The sequence below is a fragment of the Catenuloplanes indicus genome (assembly GCF_030813715.1).
Taxonomy (GTDB): Bacteria; Actinomycetota; Actinomycetes; order Mycobacteriales; family Micromonosporaceae; genus Catenuloplanes; species Catenuloplanes indicus.
This window is the reverse complement of record NZ_JAUSUZ010000001.1, coordinates 5,415,061-5,430,897: the sequence shown is the minus strand read 5'-3', so window position 1 is coordinate 5,430,897 and position 15,837 is coordinate 5,415,061. Positions and strand designations below refer to the sequence as shown.

Here is a 15,837-nt window from a genome sequence, read left to right as displayed (position 1 = left end):
CGCGCAGACCTCCTAGACCGCCATGCGGTTGATCAGTACGTCGAGCATCTCGTCGACCGCGGTGAGCACCCGGGATGCCGCCTCGTACCCACGCTGGTACGTGATCAGCTGGGTCATCTCCTCATCCAGGTTGACGCCGGCGAACGACTCCCGCGCCGCGTCGGTGTCCTGGGTGACCACGGCCTGGATCGCCTGCCGGCGGTCGACCGACTGCGCCTCCACGCCGAGGTTCGCGATCATGACGGCGTACGTCTCGCCCGCTCCGCCCGGCGTGGTCGCCAGGTCCGCGAGCGCGTCCGCGTTCGCGGCGTCGAACGTGCCGGCCGTCGAGGACGCCGCCACGAAGTCCGGGTTGTCGAACGCCACCTTGATCGACTCGGCGGTGCTGCCGGTGAAGAACGCGCGGCCGGTCACGCCGTCCAGGCCGTACCCGCCGGCGTGCAGGGTGTTGACCGTGTTCGCCAGGTTCGCGGCGACGCCGTCGAGCGAGTTCGCGTACTTCGGGATCGTGGTGACCAGCGTGTCCTGGATCGACGCGAGCGTGCCGCCGACCTGCGCCGGCGTGCCGGAGTCGGCCCACCGCACGGCCACGCTGTTGGCCGGGTCGCCGGTCTGGTTCTGCAACCGGTCCGCGCCGGTCACCCGGATCTCCCGGGCGGTGACGCCCTGCACCAGGCCGGAGCCGCCGAGGTAGACCGCGGCGGTGCCGTCGGCCTGGATCGACGCGGTCGCGCCGGTCAACTCGGAGAGCTTCATCAGCTGCACGTCGCGTTGGTCGGCCATCTCGTTGACCGGCAGGCCGGCCGCGGTGGCGCGCTGGATCGTGGTGTTCAGCTGCGCGATGTTCTTGGCCAGCGTGTTGACCTCGGTGGCCAGCGCGTCGGCCTGGTCGCGGTTCGCCTTCCACTGGGCGCCGAGCGCGTTGTAGGCGGAGTGGATGCCGTCCACCACGGTGTTGCCCTGCTGGATCAGCGCGGTGCGGATCGCCTTGTCGTTCGGGTTGTTGGCCACGTCGCCGAACGCACCCCACAGCTCGCCGAGCTGGTGCTGCAGCGCGGTGTCGCTCGGCTCCGCGAACGTGTTCTCGATCGTGACGAACTGCTGCTTCTGGTTCGTCAGGTACGAGATGTTCGCGCGCTCCTCGCGCCCGCGTCCCTCCAGGAACTCGTCCCGGGTACGGCGGATGTCGGAGATCGCGACGCCGTTGCCGATGCCGTCCGAGGTCGACCACATGGTCGGCATGGTGTTGCCGCTGGCCGACGTCATCTGCACGCGCTGCCGGGTGTATCCCTCGGTGTTCGCGTTCGCGATGTTCTGGCCCGCCACGTCCAGCGCCCGGCGCTGAGCGTAGAGCGAGCTGAGCGCGGTGGTGATGCCGGAGAAGGTACTCGCCATCAAATCGCCTCATCCACTAGGCGGGCACGGTGGCCGACGGACACGGACTGACCCTGCGGGCCGTAGGTCTCGACGGAACCGGCGATGATCATCATGGTCTCGCGCGCGGCGCGCTGCCCGGCTGAGAGCAGGTCACGGTTGGTGGCGGCAAGACCGCTGATCTCCGCGGTCAGCGTCAGAAATGACTTACGGTGTTCATGGAGGAGGTCGCTCCACGGCGCGGCCGCCGCGTCGGCGATCTCCCCCAGGCTGGCTTCGGGCGAGAGCCCGAGCTCGACCGCGGCCGCCTGCGCGTGGGCGGCGCGGATGACCTCGGTCTCACGCATCTGTTCGAGGACCATCTCGACCTCACGGGTCGCGTGCGCGAGCCACCGCGAGCGGCCGGAGGCGAGCAGTACCTGCTCCTCTTCGAGCTTGAAGAGCAGCAGCTCCATCAGCTCCCGGGTACGCCACAGGACGCTGGACAGTTCGATCAAGCTCACGCGTGCCTCCGCCTGCCGGACGATGTCCCCTGTTCGTCCTTGCAGGTCGGCAGCTGCACCCCGCCCCTGAGACGTTTTGACCTGAGGATTCCGGGCCGGATGCAACCAAATGGCAACCGTAAGTCACGGACACGGCACCCTGAGTAACAGAGAGTTTCTCTTGTTCACGGTGAACAGCTCGCGCGAGCGCGGGCCTACGCCTGAGGGGGAACCTCCATGACTGCCGTCGCCGCGGCCACCGCCGCGAACGTCGCCACCGCCCACGAGCAGGAGCATTTGATCCGGGAACACATCCCGCTCGTCGGCCACCTGGTCCGCGACATGCTGAGCCGGGTGCCCTCGCACGTCAATCGCGACGACCTGACCTCGGCCGGCCTCGCCGCGCTGGTCACGGCCGCGCGCGGCTTCGACCCGTCGCGGGGCATCCCGTTCGCCCGGTTCGCCGCCACCCGCGTGCGCGGCGCGCTCCTCGACGAGCTGCGCCACCTGGACTGGGCCTCCCGGTCCGTCCGGTCCCGGGCCCGCAAGACCGACACCGCCCGGCAGGAGCTGACCGCCACGCTCGGGCGGACGCCGACCCAGCAGGAGCTGGCCGCGTTCCTCGGCATCGCGGTGGACGAGCTCAAGGAGGTGGAGGACGACGTGCAGCGCGCGGTCGTGCTCAGCCTGCAGGGCTTCACCACGGGCGCCGCGGAGGACATGGTCACCGAGCGCACCGCGGGCCCGGAGGACCTGCTGCTGCACCGGGAGAAGATCGGCTACCTGCACAACGCCATCGAGGCGCTGCCGGACCGGCTGCGCACCGTGGTCACCGGCTACTTCATGCAGGAGCGGCCGATGGCGACGATCGCGGCCGAACTCGGCGTGACCGAGTCCCGCGTCTCGCAACTGCGCGCGGAGGCACTGACGCTGCTGCGCGAGGGGCTCAACACGCACCTGGACCCGGAGCTGGTGGACCGCAAGGACAGGAAGGACGGGTGCGTGGCCCGCCGCCGGGCGTCCTACTACCAGGAGGTCGGCTCGCTCGGGAACCTGCACACCAGGCTCGCGTTCACCGACCACCACGGTGTCCCGATCGCGATAGCGGCCTGACGCTCAGGCCGCGCCCGGCACCGCCGATCCTTCTCCCGCAGGCGTTCCGGCTCTTTTCCGGGCCGGCGCCGAAAGCCAGAAAATCTCTCGCGAAATCTCAGGAGCGAGTCCCCCGCGCCGAATAGTCATGGCGTACGGCGCACGGATGTGCCGCACAGGGGCCCGATCTCAAGGAGGAATTTCACATGGGTCTTCGTATCAACCAGAACATCGCCGCGCAGAACGCCTACCGGAACCTGTCCGTCACGGACGGCCAGATGGCGAAGTCGCTGGAGAAGCTGTCCAGCGGTTTCCGCATCAACCGGGCGGCCGACGACGCGGCTGGTCTGAGCATCAGCGAGGGCCTGCGCGCCCAGACCGGTGGCCTCAAGGTCGCCGTTCGCAACGCGCAGGACGGTATCAGCGTCGTGCAGACCGCTGAAGGTGCGCTCACCGAGGTGCACAGCATTCTCCAGCGTATGCGTGACCTGTCGGTGCAGGCGTCGTCGTCGGGTTCCAACGACCTCGACGCGCGTACCGCGAGCAACACCGAGTTCGCGGAGCTGGGCAAGGAGCTCGACCGGATTGCGAACACCACCAAGTTCGGATCCCAGGCGCTCCTCGACGGCAACTACAGCGGTGACTTCCAGGTGGACTGGAAGGACATCACCGCCACGGGCGGTAAGTTCACCGTCGCCATCACGCAGGCCATGGACTCCACCAGCCTGGGTGTCGGCGGCATCGACCTGACCACCGGTGCGGACGCCGCGATCGCGTCCATCGACGACGCGATCAAGAACGTCTCCACCACCCGTGCGACGCTCGGTGCGTACCAGAACCGTCTCGAGCACACGATCAACAACCTGAACGTGTCGGTCGAGAACCTGTCGGCGTCGGAGTCGCGTATCCGTGACACCGACATGGCCCAGGAGATGGTCTCGTTCACGCGGGCCCAGATCCTGTCGCAGGCTGGCACCTCGATGCTGGCCCAGGCGAACCAGGCCCCGCAGGGCGTTCTGTCGCTGCTGCGCTAGGCCACACAACAACTTAATCAACTGAAGATCGCTTCTCACAATCGAATAGGTGGGGGCGGCTGGCAGACGGCGCCGGCCGCCCCTATCCCATGAATTCCCATTCCCTACCTTCGGAGGGATCGCACGTGACCACCAGCGTCAGCGGCCTCGTCAGCGGCATGGACACCAGCACGCTCGTCTCCCAGCTCATGCAGGTCGAGGCGGCAGGTCAGACCCGTCTGAAGACGAAGGTGAGCACGGAGGAGAAGGCGGTCACCGCCTATCAGTCCGTGAACACCAAGCTCGCGGCCGCCGAGAACGCGGCCGACGAACTCGGCAAGCTCGCCACCTGGCGGTCCGCGAAGGCGACCTCGTCCAGCAGCACCGTCTCCGCGACCACCGCGAGCGGCAACTCCACGCAGACCGGCACGGTCACGTTCGACGTGATCTCGTTGTCCCGGGCGCAGGTGTCCACCACGCGCGCCGTGAGCACCGGCGACGCCACCAGTCAGAGCAGTATCAGCATCACCAAGGGCGACGGTACGCAGTCGAACGTCGACATCTCGGCCGACCGTTCGCTCGCCGGCATCGCCAGCGCCATCAACGGCGCCGGCCTCGGCATCAAGGCGACGGTCGTCGCCCTGGAGGGCGGCGAGAGCGTCCTGCAGATGAGCTCGACCAAGGCCGGGGTCGCGAACGGCTTCACCATCGACGCCGGCTTCGACACCGAGATCAAGACGCCGACCGCGGCGTCCGACGCGAAGCTCCAGGTGGGCGGCGCGGACGCGGACGGCGGCTACTCCGTGACCAGCACCAGCAACACGTTCTCCAATCTGATCCCGGGCACCTCGATCACGGTGACCAAGGCGGGCGAGACCGGCGTGACGGTCGACGTCGCCTCGGACACCTCAGCGATCACCGCCAAGGTGAAGTCGCTGGTCGACGCCATGAACGGCGCGTTCTCCGAGATCAGCAAGCAGACCGCGTACAGCTCGACGTCGGCGACCAAGTCGAGCGCGGCCGCGCTGGCCGGCGACTTCTCGGTGCGGCAGATCAGCCAGCGGCTGCTCGGTACGGTCAGCGGTGGCCTGGAGGACTTCGGCAGCCTCTCGAAACTGGGCATCTCGCTCACCCGGGACGGCACCGTCTCGTTCGACGAGACCAAGTTCAAGGCCGCGTACGAGGCCAACCCGGACGCGATCAAGACGGCCACCACGTCGTACGCGACCAAGGTCAAGGAGCTGTCGGACAAGTCGCAGACCGGCGTCACTGACGTGATCAACGGCCGCAAGTCGCTCATCGAGAACATGAACGACCAGATCAGCAGCTGGGATATCCGGCTCGCCGCGCGCAAGACCGCGCTCACCCGCCAGTTCTCCGCCATGGAGACCTCGCTGAGTTCGTTGAACAACCAGTCCAGCTGGCTGTCCGGACAGCTCGCCAGCCTGTAGGGGGATGAACCGAGATGACCAGCCCGGCGCTGCGCAACCGCTATCTCAACGACTCGATCAACACCGCCTCGCCCGGGCGGCTGCTGGTGATGCTCTACGACCGCCTGGTGCTGGACGTGGCGCAGGGCGAGGAGGCGCTGCTGGCCGGCGACCGGACCACCGCGTCCGACCGGCTCCAGCACGCCCAGGAGATCATCATCGAGCTGCGCTCGACGCTGGACATGTCCGTCTGGTCCGGCGCGGCCGGGCTGGCCGCGCTGTACGCGTACTGGCTGGCGGAGCTGATCGGCGCGAACGTGGGCGGTGACGCGGAGCGGGCCCGCCTGGTGCGCGAACAGATCGAACCGGTCCGGGACGCGTGGCGGGAGGCGGCCGCGCAGCCCGCGGCGGCCGGCTGAGAGAAACCACCATGAACACCGCACACGGTACGGAGGACGACTGGCGGTCGGCCTGGACCGAGGCGCTCGACCGCCTGGAGCTGGACGTCTCCGCCGTGGAGACGATGCTGGCCGACGCGCACCGGCTGGACGACGCGCCGGTGCCCGACCCGTGGTCGCCGCCGGAGGGCCTCGGCCCGCTTCCGCTGGACCTGCGGCCGCGCGCGGACGGCATCCTCAAGCGGCAGACCGCGGCCGCGCAGCTGCTCGCGCAGCGCCTGGTCGGCACGCGCCGGCAGGTGGCGGCCGTGGCGAAGGTGGAAACCCGCGACTCGGTGCCGTCGAGGCCGGCGTACCTGGACTGCGCCATGTGAATCCGTACCCCATAAGGCTTTTGTTCTGCCCTGTCCCCACGGACCCGCGCTCTGGGTCCGTGGGGACGAGTCTCTTGACAACTCGATAGCGGAATCCGCAACTGAGCGGAAACCCGTGCGGCCTCAAGCGCGCGCCGCCGTGGCCGATGGGAAGGGCACGAGCACGGAGCGCTCAGGGAACGACTCGCCACGGACCGGCGGCCACGCAAGGGGGAAGGAGTCGCTGCCGTGTTCGACGATGTCACGTCGTCAGCGCTGCGTATCGCCGTGAACGGGCTCGCCGCCCGGCAGAAGGCGATCGCCAACAACATCGCCAACATCGAGACCCCGGGCTACCACGCCCAGAAGGTCAAGTTCGAGGAGGCGCTCTCGCACGCCGTCGAGACCGGCCAGCCGACCCGCGTCGCGCCGAGCGTGGACCGCTCGCTGGAGCCGACGCGGCTCAACGGCAGCAACGTCAACCTCGACGAGGAGACGCTCTCGCACGTCGACACGTCCATGCGGTACCAGCTCACGCTGCGCGCCCTGGACAGCAAGTACGGCCTGATCAGCACGGTTCTGAAGGGCTGAGGGGGATAACCGGTGAGCACATTCAACGCGATCGGCGTCGCCAGCACCGGCGTCACGGTCTACCGCAAGTGGCTGGACGCGGTGTCGGACAACGTCGCGAACATGAACACGGTCACCCGGACGTCGGAGGCGGCGTTCCGGGAGCGCTACGTCATCGCGCAGGAGGCCGGTGACGGCAACGGCGTGCAGGTCGGCGGCGCCGCGTTCGGCAGTGCCGAGGGCCGGCTGGTGCACGACCCGAACCACCCGCTCGCGGACGCCGACGGATACGTGCGCATGCCCGACATCGACCTCGGCTCCCAGATGGGCCAGCTGGTCATGGCACAGCGCGGCTACCAGGCCAACCTCTCCGTCGTCGAACGCGCCAAGGACTCCTACAACGCCGCCATCCAGCTCGGGAAGGGCTCCTGATGACATCTCCGATCTCCGGCATCTCCGGCATCGGCGCCGCACTGCCGATCGCGCCCGTCGCACCGAGCGCGCCGTCGTCCACGCCGGCCGTCTCCGGCCCGAACGGGGACTTCGCCTCGATGCTCAGCAGCGGTCTGGAAAACCTTCAGAAGGTCCAGGGCCGTGCCGATGAACTGGCTGTACAAGCCGCTAACGGCACTCTCTCGGATCCAGCCGCCTACACGATGGCCAGCACCGAAGCGGCGCTGGCGACCCAACTCACCGTGGCAGTTCGGAACAAGGCCGTTGAGGCCTTCACAGAGATTATGAGGATGCAGGCTTAATGAAGAACCGGCTTCCGGCGCCCGTCCGCCGCCTGACCGACTCGTTCGCCTCCTTCACCACCGGCCAGAAGGCCGTCACGATCTTCGCGGTCATCGCCCTGGCCATCGGCGGTTACTTCTTCGCCACCTGGGCCTCGAAGCCCTCGTACGCGATGTTGTTCAACAACCTCTCCGGTGAGGACGCGAGCGCGATCGTCGAGAATCTCACGGCTGAGGGTGTCGCCTACGAGCTCGCCGACGGCGGCGCGACCATCATGGTTCCGAAGGACCAGGTCTACGACCTGCGGATCCAGATGAGCGGCGCGGGACTGCCGGCCAACTCCGACTCCGGCTACGCGCTGCTGGACAAGCAGGGCATCACCACCTCGGAGTTCATGCAGCACGTCGGCTACCAGCGGGCGCTGGAGGGCGAGCTCAACAAGACCATCGGCTCGATCGACGGCGTCCAGGCCGCGACCGTGCACCTGGCGATCCCGCAGAAGGACGTCTTCTCCGACGACGCGGAGAAGCCGACCGCCTCCGTCCTGATCGCCGCGCAGGGCAACACCCCGCTGTCCAACCAGCAGGTCCAGTCGGTCGTGCACCTGGTCGCGTCCAGCGTCGACGGGCTCGACCCGACCGCGGTGACCGTGGCCGACTCCTCCGGCAAGGTGCTCTCCGCCGGAGACGGCAGCACGGTCGGCGCGGGCAGCGGCGACGGCGACCAGAAGACCGCCGCGTTCCAGACCCAGATGAACAACAAGATCCAGGCGATGCTGGACAAGGTGCTCGGCCCGGGCAACTCGACCGTCACCACCACCGCGGACCTGGACTTCGACAACACCGAGACCAAGACCACGAAGTACAGCTACGACCCGACCGTGCCGGCGCTGTCCGAGTCGAACAGCCGGGAGACGTACGCGAACGGCGGCAACACCGCGGCCGGCGTGCTCGGCCCGGACAACATCCAGGTGCCGAACGGCAACGCGAACGGTGCGAACGGCTCGTACGAGTCGACCACGTCCACCAAGAACAACGCGGTCAACAAGACCGAGGAGGTCCGCAAGGCCGCCGGTGGCGCGCTGAAGAAGCTCAACATGGGCGTCATCATCAACAGCGCGGCCGCGGGCGGCATGGACCCGGCCGAGGTGGAGAAGCTGGTCGCGTCCGCGGCCGGCATCGACACCACCCGCGGTGACACGCTCGCGGTGTCGGCCGTGCCGTTCGACACCACGGCCGCGGAGGCCGCCGCCGCGTCGCTGAACCAGGCGACCACCGCGGACAAGCAGGCCACCTACCTGTCGCTGGCCAAGACCGGCGCGGTCGTGCTGATCCTGCTGATCCTGGTCTTCGTGGCCTGGCGTGCCGGCCGGAAGGCCCGCCGCCAGCGCCTGACCGAGGAGGAGCTGGCCCGCCTGGCCGCGGAGGAGGAGGCCGAGCGCGCCCGCCGCGCCTCGATGAGCACGCAGGTCGAGATCGAGCGCGCGAACGACCAGCACGCGGAGGATCGCGCGATGCGCCAGAAGGAGATCGAGCGCATGGTCGACGACCAGCCGGACGAGGTCGCCCAGATGCTGCGCGGCTGGATGTCGGAGCGCCGCTAGTGAACTACAGGCCCGGCCGGGGAGACCCGGCCGGGCCTGCCGCATTTTCGCGAGATGGGGGTGCCGGGTGGCAAGCGGAACGATGACCGGCCTGCGCAAGGCCGCCGTGATGCTGGTCCAGATGGACAAGGAGCGCTCCGCCAAGCTGCTCGCCCAGCTGAAGGAGAGCGAGGTCGAGGAACTCTCCGCGGAGATCGCCCGGCTGGGCCGGGTGGAGTCGGAGACCGCCGACACCGTGATGGACGAGTTCCACGCGCAGATCACGGTGCGGCACGCCGGCCAGGGCGGCCTGGAATACGCCCGGGAGCTGCTGGAGGCGTCGCTCGGCCCGGAACGCGCCTCGATGATCCTGGACCGGCTGAACGCGTCGATGACGGACATGCCGTTCAACTTCCTCAGCCACGCCGACCCGCGGCAGGTCCTGTCCTTCCTGCAGCACGAGCACCCGCAGACGATCGCGCTGGTCCTGGCGCACCTGCCGTCCACGCTCGCCTCGCAGATCCTCTCCGGCCTGGACGCGAACGCGCAGTCCGACGTGGCGCACCGGATCGCGAAGATGGACCGCACCTCCCCCGAGGTCATCCGGCAGGTCGAGATCGCGTTCGAGCGGAAGCTCAGCACCGTGCTGCAGCCGTCCGAGCTGTCCACGGTCGGCGGCCTGCAACCCCTGGTGGACATCATCAACCGGTCGGACCGCGGCTCGGAGCGGCTCATCCTGGAGGGCCTGGAGGGCCGTGACCCGGAGCTGGCCGAGGAGATCCGGCGCCGGATGTTCATGTTCGAGGACATCAAGACGCTGGACGACCGCGCGATCCAGCTGATCCTGCGTCAGGTCGAGTCGAACGACCTGGCCACCGCGCTCAAGGGCGTCGCCGAGGAGGTACGCGACAAGGTCGTGCGCAACCTCTCCGAGCGCGCCCGGGAGAACCTGCTCGAGGAGATCGACCTGCTGGGCCCGGTCCGGCTCCGGATGGTCGAGGAAGCACAGACCAAGATCGTCCAGGTCATCCGCGCGCTGGAGGACTCCGGACAGATCGAGATCCAGCGGGGCGGCGGTGACGCGGAGGATGAGCTCATCGCCTGATCCGATCATCCGGGCCGAGAACGCCGGCCACGTCTCGGCCGCGCGGTTCGACATCGACCTGCGCCACGAGGCCCCGGTGCCGCCGGAGGCGGTGGAACGAGCCCGGACCGCGGCCCGCACCGCCGGCTACGCCGAGGGCTGGGCGCAGGGCCAGCAGGCCGCCGCGGTCGCCGCGCACGCCGCGCGCGACCAGGCCGAGGCCGCGCACCGCGCGCACGAGGCCCGGCGGGAGGCCGCGCTGGCCTCCGCGATCGCCGCGATCGGCGCGGCCGTGACCCGGCTGGACGCGCGGATCGTGCCCACCCTCGCCGACCTGCAGGAGACCGTGCTGGCCAGCGCACTGGAGCTGGCAGAGGCGGTGATCGGCCGGGAGCTGGCGACGGCGGCGAACGGCGGGCTGGACGCGATCCACCGCGCGCTCGCGATGGCGCCGCCGACCGGCGACGTCCGGGTCCGGCTGCACCCGAACGATTACCAAAACCTGCTGACCAGCGCTACCGGTGGCGAGTTCACTTATGAGGGACGGGTGATCCGGATGCAGCCCGATCCGGGCCTGCAGCCGGGCGACGCGGTCGCCGAATGCGGTCCCACGACGATCGACGCCACCATCGCGGCCGCGATGGCCCGGGTGAGGGAGGTGCTGGACCTGTGAGCACGTCGACACTGCGCAACCGGCTCAGCTCCGCGGTGCGTGCGGCCCGGCCGATGGCGGTCGGCGAGGTCACCGGCGCGGTCGGCCTGCGCGTCACGGTCAGCGGCATCGGCGCCCGGGTCGGCGACCTGCTGCAGATCGGCGGCGACGACGAGCCGATCCTGGCCGAGGTGGTCGCGCTGGAGGGCGAGCGGCTCAGCTGCCTGCCGCTGGGCCCGATCACCGGCATCGGCACCGGTGCGCCGGTGGTGAACACCGGCGCACCGCTGCAGGTGCCGGTCGGCCCTGACCTGCGCGGCCGGGTGCTGGACGGGCTGGGCCGGCCGATGGACGGCGGCCCGCCGCTGCGCGGTCAGCGGGTCAGCATCGACGCGGTGCCACCGTCCGCGCTGGCCCGGCAGACCGTGGAGCGGCCGATGCCGCTCGGCGTACGGGTGCTGGACACGCTGATCCCGCTCGGCCGCGGCCAGCGGATGGGCATCTTCGCCGGCTCCGGCGTCGGCAAGTCCTCGCTGATGAGCATGATCACCCGTGGTTGCGACTGCGAGATCGCGGTGATCGGGCTGATCGGCGAGCGCGGCCGCGAGGTCCGCGAGTTCCTGGAGCGCGACTTGGGCCCCGAGGGGCTGGCGCGGTCCGTGGTGGTGATCGCGACCGGTGACCAGCCGCCGCTGGTGCGCCTGCGGGCCGCGTTCGTGGCGACCCGGATGGCCGAGTGGTTCCGCGACGAGGGCAACGACGTGCTGCTGATGATGGACAGCGTCACGCGTACCGCGATGGCCCAGCGTGAGGTCGGTCTGTCGGTCGGCGAGCCGCCGGCCACCCGCGGTTACCCGCCGTCGGTCTTCGGCATGATGGCGTCGCTGCTGGAACGCGCCGGTCCGGGCGCGGTCGGCAGCATCACCGCGCTCTATACCGTGCTGGTCGAGGGCGACGACCACAACGAGCCGATCGCGGACGCGGCGCGCGGCATCCTGGACGGCCACATCGTGCTGGACCGGAAGCTGGCGACGGCCGGGCACTTCCCGGCGATCGAGGCACTGGAGTCGATCTCCCGGGTGGCGAACGTGGTCACCACGCCGGAGCAGCGTGCGCTCGCCACCCGGCTGCGCCGGCTGCTGGCCGCACACCGCGACGTGCGCGAGCTGGTCGAGATCGGCGCGTACGTCCCCGGCACCAACCCGGACGCCGACCTGGCCAACGCCATGTGGCCACAGATCCTCGCCTTCCTTCGGCAGAGCCTGGACGAGCCGACCCCGGCCGAGCATTCCTGGGCTTTGCTGAATTCCCTACTGAACGCCGACAGCCTGCCGATTGAAGGAAGGTCATGATGAACCGCCGCCACTTCCGCCTTGCACCGGTGCTCCGCGCTCGACAGGCGCAGGAAGACGCGGCGAAGGGCGAGCTCGTCCGTGCCAAGTCCGCCGAGCGCAGTGCTCAGGACCTGGCGAAGCGGGCGTCGCTCGACCTGGTCGGCGCGGAGGCGCCGACCGAAGGTACCGCCCGGGCGATCGTCGCCGCCCTGGTGGCCCGGCAGGCGCTCGCCGCCAACCTGGCCGCCGCGGAGGCGAAGGTCGTCGAGGCCGGTGAGGTCACGGCGCTGCAGCAGCAGCTGCTCGCGGACGCCGCCAAGAAGCGGCGTGCGGTGGAGCGGCTGGCCGAGCGGCACGCCGAGGCTCGCAAGGCCCACGAGATGGCAAGTGACCAGAAGGCGATCGACGAACTGGCCGTGACGAACGGCCAGCGGGCTTCGGCCCGGGGAGCCAGTGCGTGATCAAAGGCATCGCTAACGTCCAGCAGCGCATCGCGCAACTGCAGACTCAGCTAGGCCTTAATCCGACCAGCACGAACCCGGTAACGGTCAGCACCACCAGCACCACCGCCGCGAAGGGCGCCAGCTTCGCCTCCGCGCTCACCGCGGCGACCGGGTCCTCGCCGGCCACGAGCGGCGCCACCGGCGCCGGCATCGTCGAGGCAGCGAAGAAGTACCTCGGCGTGCCGTACGTGTTCGGCAGCACGAATCCGGACAAGGGCCTGGACTGCTCGTCTCTTGTGCAACGCGCCTACTCCGACATGGGCGTCAAGCTTCCGCGCATCGCGGCCGACCAGGCGAAGGCCGGCACCGCGGTGCAGAGCCTCGCGCAGGCCAAGCCGGGCGACATCCTCGCGTTCAACCGGCCGGTGGACCACGTCGGCATCTACCTCGGCGACAACAAGATGATCGCCGCGCCGAAGCCGGGTGACCACGTCAAGATCCAGAAGGTGTACGAGACGCCCAGCACGATCCGCCGGGTGATCGACGAATCGGCCGCCACCGGGCCGGTCTCCGCCGCGGCGGTGCCCGGGCTGCGCGCCGCCGCGCTCGGCACCAGTGCGTCGCTGAGCGGCGTGCCGTACGCGGACCTGTTCACGCAGGCCGCGGCGAAGCACGGCGTACCGGCGAAGCTGCTGGCCGCGGTCGCGAAGGTGGAGTCCGGCTACAACCCGCGGGCGGTCAGCCCGGCCGGTGCGCAGGGCCTCATGCAGCTGATGCCGTCGACCGCACGCGGTCTCGGCGTCGACAACGCGTTCGACCCGAAGCAGGCCATCGAGGGGGCGGCCAAGCTGCTGAAGTCGAACCTGAAGGAGTTCAAGTCGCTCGACCTTGCGCTGGCGGCCTACAACGCCGGCGGCGGTGCGGTGCGCAAGTACGACGGGATCCCGCCGTTCGCGGAGACCCAGGCGTACGTGCCGAAGGTGAAGGCCGCACTGGCCGCCCTCGGCTGACCCCGACTGCGACCGGAAATATCGCCTTTTTTAGGGAGACGTTCCAGCCGATGACCAACCCGATGTCCATCAACGCGTCGAACGCCACGGCGAAGACCACCGCCTCCGGCGCCACCGCCAAGCGGCCCGGCGGCGACGCCGACGCGTTCTCCTCGATGCTGGCCACCGAGGTGGACTCGAAGCGGCCGGAGACCCAGCGCCCGCAGTCGCAGCGCCCGGACTCCCCGCGTCACGACGACCGCTCCGCCGAGCGCCGCGACCACGACGCGGCCCGGCCGCCGCGGGACAACCGCCTCGGCCGCGAGGTCCGCGACACCCGCACCCGCGAGACCCGTGACGCCGGCGAGGCCGGCGGTGTACGCGCGAGCCGTGAGGTCCGGGAATCACGTGACACCCGGGAGAGCCGTGACTCGCGGGACGCGGGTGACGCCCGTGCCGCACGCGAGACCGGGGAGACCGGCGGTGCGAAGGAGGCCCGCGGGCGGCGGGAGACCGGCGAAGCGCGGGAGACCGGCGAAGCGCGGGAGACCGGCGCGGCCGAGGGCACCGAGCAGACCGCCGAGGGCGAGGCGAAGGCCGAGGCCGCGGAGACCACCACCGCCGACGCGGGGGACGCGCAGAAGCCGGCCGCCGTGCCGATGGACGCCGCCACCGCGCTGCTCGCGTCCGTGATCCCGACCTCGCCCGCGCCCGCCGGCGCCGCCACCGCACCGGCCGACACCACCGCCGCACCGGCCGTGACCGGACAGGCCACGGCGGCCACGCCGATCACCCCGGCCGGCGCCGGGCTCGCCCAGGCGGCCGGCCCGGTCGCCGGCACCGCGCCCACCACGATCACCCCCGCCGACGTCACGCGGACCGGCGGCCCGCTGCCGGAGGGCCTCACGCCGGTGGCCGACGGCGAGACCGTCGCGCTGCCCGGCGCGCTCACCCCGGCACCGGCCACCGCCGCACCGGCGGACCCGGCGCTCGCCGCCGACCCGGCGCTCACCACGGCCCCGTCCGACGCCGGCGGCACCACCGGCCCGGCGTCCACCACGACCGCCACCACCGCCACGGCGGCCACCGGCCAGGACGCCACGGCCGGCGGCGGGCAGCAGGGTGGCGACGCGTCCGGGACCGCGGCTCCGGCCGTACCCTCGACGCCCCTGGAGACCGCGCCGGACGCGACCGCGGCCGGGCCGCAGACCACACCCACGCCGGGTCCGGATCCCGCACGCGCCGCGGCGCGGTCGGCCGGCACGCCGGACCCGTCTCTGGCCGCGGGTGCGATCGCGCAGCCCGCCGCGCCGGCACCGTCCGCACCGGTCACCGCGGTCACGCCGGCACCGGCCTACACCGGCACGCCGAACACGCCGCCGTCCCACCAGGTCGCGATGCACATCGCGCCGCTGCGGCTGGAGGCGGACGGCATCCACCGGCTCACCGTGCACCTGCACCCGGTCGACCTCGGCCCGGTGAGCGTGGTGGCGGAGATCCGCAACGGCGACATCAACGTGCAGCTGACCGGCGGCACCGAGGCGGGCCGGGAGGCGCTGCGCAACTCGATGAACGACCTGCGCAAGGAGCTGCAGGACGCCGGCTTCGGCAACACGAACCTCGACCTCGGCTCCGGCACGCCGCAGCAGAACACGGACGCGTACCAGCGCCAGTTCGCGCTGCGCAACCAGAACCGCGGTGGATACGGCGACGCGTCCGCGGTCGCGGAGCCGGCCGCCGCACCGGCCGGTGCCTCGCGCGGCTTCTTCACCGACCGCGGCGGCACACGCCGGGTCGACACCACGGCCTAAGGGGGACACATGACCACGGGCGCCGTAGGCGGGTCCGGATATACCAACATCAGCGATGTGCTGGGCAAATCGAACCAGGAGGCCGCGAAGTCCAGCAACAAGCTCGACCAGGACACGTTCCTGAAGCTGCTGGTGGCGCAGATGAAATACCAGGATCCGAGCAATCCGGCGGACGCCACCCAGTTCCTCACCCAGACCGCGCAGTTCACCCAGGTGGAGAAACTCGGCGCGATCGCGGACAGCGTGGCGAAACTGGACACGCTGGCCAGCGGGCAGGCGTCGATGCTGCAGAGCCAGCTGATGCTGGGCGCGAGCAATCTGATCGGGAAGACGGTGACCGCTAAGGATCCGGCCGGCGGTGCCGACATTACTGGTGTCGTCACGTCGGCGACATTTGGTGGCAGCACCCCGACGCTGAAAATCGGGGACAAGGATGTAGCGCTGTCAGACGTCAAGGATGTTCGTCAGGCCGCGAAGCCCAGCTAAACGCTTCGT

The 15,837-nt window shown here is 70.3% G+C and carries 18 protein-coding genes; 16 read left to right on the top strand and 2 right to left on the bottom strand.

From position 1 onward, the window contains the following. Positions 1–12: 12 nt before the first annotated feature. Both flgK and flgN read right to left on the bottom strand, forming a co-directional pair. Positions 13–1,395, bottom strand: coding sequence for a flagellar hook-associated protein FlgK (gene flgK / locus J2S42_RS24560; protein WP_307242701.1), 1,383 nt, complete (start codon positions 1,393–1,395; stop codon positions 13–15). Further along, positions 1,395–1,877, bottom strand: coding sequence for a flagellar export chaperone FlgN (gene flgN / locus J2S42_RS24555; RefSeq protein WP_307242699.1), 483 nt, complete (start codon positions 1,875–1,877; stop codon positions 1,395–1,397). The genes flgK and flgN overlap by 1 nt, the downstream gene beginning before the upstream one ends. 216 nt (positions 1,878–2,093) lie before the next feature. Here flgN and J2S42_RS24550 point away from each other — a divergent pair, with 216 nt between their 5' ends. The 16 genes from J2S42_RS24550 (at position 2,094) to J2S42_RS24475 (ending at position 15,828) form a co-directional block, all read left to right on the top strand. Continuing rightward, positions 2,094–2,969, top strand: coding sequence for a sigma-70 family RNA polymerase sigma factor (locus J2S42_RS24550; RefSeq protein ID WP_307242698.1), 876 nt, complete (start codon positions 2,094–2,096; stop codon positions 2,967–2,969). Between the two features lie 185 nt (positions 2,970–3,154). Further along, entirely contained in the window at positions 3,155–3,982 is an 828-nt protein-coding gene (locus tag J2S42_RS24545; protein WP_307242697.1) for a flagellin N-terminal helical domain-containing protein, read from the top strand. A gap of 125 nt (positions 3,983–4,107) precedes the next feature. Beyond that, the gene (gene fliD, locus J2S42_RS24540; RefSeq protein WP_307242696.1) at positions 4,108–5,412 is read left to right on the top strand and encodes a flagellar filament capping protein FliD; all 1,305 of its coding nucleotides are present in this window, start codon (positions 4,108–4,110) and stop codon (positions 5,410–5,412) included. Positions 5,413–5,426: 14 nt separating this feature from the next. Continuing rightward, positions 5,427–5,810, top strand: a complete 384-nt coding sequence (gene fliS / locus J2S42_RS24535; protein ID WP_307242695.1) for a flagellar export chaperone FliS — start codon at positions 5,427–5,429, stop codon at positions 5,808–5,810. A gap of 11 nt (positions 5,811–5,821) precedes the next feature. Further along, on the top strand, positions 5,822–6,163 hold the full coding sequence (locus J2S42_RS24530; protein ID WP_307242694.1) for a hypothetical protein: 342 nt from the start codon (positions 5,822–5,824) through the stop codon (positions 6,161–6,163). Positions 6,164–6,391: 228 nt separating this feature from the next. Then, the gene (locus J2S42_RS24525; RefSeq protein WP_307242693.1) at positions 6,392–6,733 is read left to right on the top strand and encodes a flagellar basal body rod protein FlgB; all 342 of its coding nucleotides are present in this window, start codon (positions 6,392–6,394) and stop codon (positions 6,731–6,733) included. A 12-nt stretch (positions 6,734–6,745) separates the two neighbouring features. After that, positions 6,746–7,144 carry a flagellar basal body rod protein FlgC gene (locus J2S42_RS24520; RefSeq protein WP_307242692.1) on the top strand — a complete coding sequence of 133 codons (399 nt, stop codon included), beginning with the start codon at positions 6,746–6,748 and terminating at the stop codon, positions 7,142–7,144. Next, positions 7,144–7,467, top strand: coding sequence for a flagellar hook-basal body complex protein FliE (fliE, locus tag J2S42_RS24515; RefSeq protein ID WP_307242691.1), 324 nt, complete (start codon positions 7,144–7,146; stop codon positions 7,465–7,467). Before J2S42_RS24520 ends, fliE begins: the two co-directional genes overlap by 1 nt. Further along, positions 7,467–9,050, top strand: a complete 1,584-nt coding sequence (gene fliF, locus J2S42_RS24510; protein ID WP_307242690.1) for a flagellar basal-body MS-ring/collar protein FliF — start codon at positions 7,467–7,469, stop codon at positions 9,048–9,050. Before fliE ends, fliF begins: the two co-directional genes overlap by 1 nt. Positions 9,051–9,117: 67 nt before the next feature. After that, on the top strand, positions 9,118–10,134 hold the full coding sequence (gene fliG, locus J2S42_RS24505) for a flagellar motor switch protein FliG (protein ID WP_307242689.1): 1,017 nt from the start codon (positions 9,118–9,120) through the stop codon (positions 10,132–10,134). After that, positions 10,118–10,786 carry a FliH/SctL family protein gene (locus J2S42_RS24500; RefSeq protein ID WP_307242688.1) on the top strand — a complete coding sequence of 223 codons (669 nt, stop codon included), beginning with the start codon at positions 10,118–10,120 and terminating at the stop codon, positions 10,784–10,786. Before fliG ends, J2S42_RS24500 begins: the two co-directional genes overlap by 17 nt. Continuing rightward, positions 10,783–12,117 carry a FliI/YscN family ATPase gene (locus J2S42_RS24495; RefSeq protein WP_307242687.1) on the top strand — a complete coding sequence of 445 codons (1,335 nt, stop codon included), beginning with the start codon at positions 10,783–10,785 and terminating at the stop codon, positions 12,115–12,117. Before J2S42_RS24500 ends, J2S42_RS24495 begins: the two co-directional genes overlap by 4 nt. Before the next feature lie 29 nt (positions 12,118–12,146). After that, positions 12,147–12,560 carry a cell envelope biogenesis protein TolA gene (locus J2S42_RS24490; protein WP_307242686.1) on the top strand — a complete coding sequence of 138 codons (414 nt, stop codon included), beginning with the start codon at positions 12,147–12,149 and terminating at the stop codon, positions 12,558–12,560. Then, positions 12,557–13,552 carry a transglycosylase SLT domain-containing protein gene (locus J2S42_RS24485; protein ID WP_307242685.1) on the top strand — a complete coding sequence of 332 codons (996 nt, stop codon included), beginning with the start codon at positions 12,557–12,559 and terminating at the stop codon, positions 13,550–13,552. The genes J2S42_RS24490 and J2S42_RS24485 overlap by 4 nt, the downstream gene beginning before the upstream one ends. A gap of 50 nt (positions 13,553–13,602) precedes the next feature. Continuing rightward, positions 13,603–15,342: a flagellar hook-length control protein FliK gene (locus tag J2S42_RS24480; protein WP_307242684.1), complete on the top strand. Its 1,740-nt coding sequence runs from the start codon at positions 13,603–13,605 to the stop codon at positions 15,340–15,342. 9 nt (positions 15,343–15,351) lie between these two features. Beyond that, positions 15,352–15,828 (top strand): flagellar hook assembly protein FlgD, encoded by a 477-nt coding sequence (locus J2S42_RS24475; protein WP_307242683.1) that lies wholly within the window; start codon positions 15,352–15,354, stop codon positions 15,826–15,828. Positions 15,829–15,837 lie beyond the last annotated feature (9 nt).

Excerpts from the sequence above, each read along its gene's own strand:
- fliS (WP_307242695.1), top strand. The coding sequence starts at position 5,427 with ATGACCAGCCCGGCGCTGCGCAACCGCTATCTCAACGACTCGATCAAC.
- J2S42_RS24530 (WP_307242694.1), top strand. The coding sequence starts at position 5,822 with ATGAACACCGCACACGGTACGGAGGACGACTGGCGGTCGGCCTGGACC.
- flgK (WP_307242701.1), bottom strand. The coding sequence starts at position 1,395 with ATGGCGAGTACCTTCTCCGGCATCACCACCGCGCTCAGCTCGCTCTAC.
- J2S42_RS24500 (WP_307242688.1), top strand. The coding sequence starts at position 10,118 with ATGAGCTCATCGCCTGATCCGATCATCCGGGCCGAGAACGCCGGCCAC.
- J2S42_RS24480 (WP_307242684.1), top strand. The coding sequence starts at position 13,603 with ATGACCAACCCGATGTCCATCAACGCGTCGAACGCCACGGCGAAGACC.
- J2S42_RS24475 (WP_307242683.1), top strand. The coding sequence starts at position 15,352 with ATGACCACGGGCGCCGTAGGCGGGTCCGGATATACCAACATCAGCGAT.
- J2S42_RS24545 (WP_307242697.1), top strand. The coding sequence starts at position 3,155 with ATGGGTCTTCGTATCAACCAGAACATCGCCGCGCAGAACGCCTACCGG.
- fliE (WP_307242691.1), top strand. The coding sequence starts at position 7,144 with ATGACATCTCCGATCTCCGGCATCTCCGGCATCGGCGCCGCACTGCCG.
- J2S42_RS24550 (WP_307242698.1), top strand. The coding sequence starts at position 2,094 with ATGACTGCCGTCGCCGCGGCCACCGCCGCGAACGTCGCCACCGCCCAC.
- fliF (WP_307242690.1), top strand. The coding sequence starts at position 7,467 with ATGAAGAACCGGCTTCCGGCGCCCGTCCGCCGCCTGACCGACTCGTTC.